General features: G+C 50.6%; 1 protein-coding gene. It reads right to left on the bottom strand.

Going from position 1 to position 510, the window contains the following annotated elements; all coding sequences use genetic code 11:
* The coding region (locus tag N1032_RS28040; RefSeq protein ID WP_259544028.1) for a hypothetical protein at positions 1 to 480 on the bottom strand (480 nt) is incomplete at its 3' end.
* Positions 481 to 510: the final 30 nt, after the last annotated feature.

The raw sequence follows: 510 nt of genomic DNA, 5'->3' as shown, positions 1-510 counted from the left end.
GTTAACAATATCCGCTGCCTGTTCTGCTGTAGAGCGTGGAATAAGACGGCCTACAGCCCCTGTAACACCCTCTAAGCCCATGCCACCTACAGTATTAAGCGCCAGCTCTTTTAAAGCCTCTCCTGATTCCTTGCCGCTGGTATGTTCAGCCATAACAGGAACAACGCTACCTGCTGCATTACGGCCTGCACTGGTAGCCAGACGGGTTAGCAATGGTGCGCCCTGTTCTGCTGCTACTTCTGCACCCATAACAGGCGCTGTTAACAGTGCTGCCCCTACATCAGATGCAATCTGTTCATTTCCTCTGGGGGCTAGCTGTGCATCTAATGCACCATAACCCGCTTTAGGGATTGGCTGATATTGTCCGGCCTCACCTGTTACAGCATTACTTGCACGCTGTACACCCTCACCAATCGTATTAACTACACCAATCCCGGCATTAGCTAATGATACTGGTACGCCTGCTGCTATACGTCCCATACCTGCAAGAGTATCAGTAATTACGTTACC

It is taken from the genome of Herbiconiux daphne (assembly GCF_024979295.1).
Taxonomy (GTDB): domain Bacteria; phylum Actinomycetota; class Actinomycetes; order Actinomycetales; family Microbacteriaceae; genus Herbiconiux; species Herbiconiux daphnes.
The sequence above is the reverse complement of the archived record's forward strand: the minus strand, read 5'-3'. Positions and strand labels throughout refer to the sequence as shown.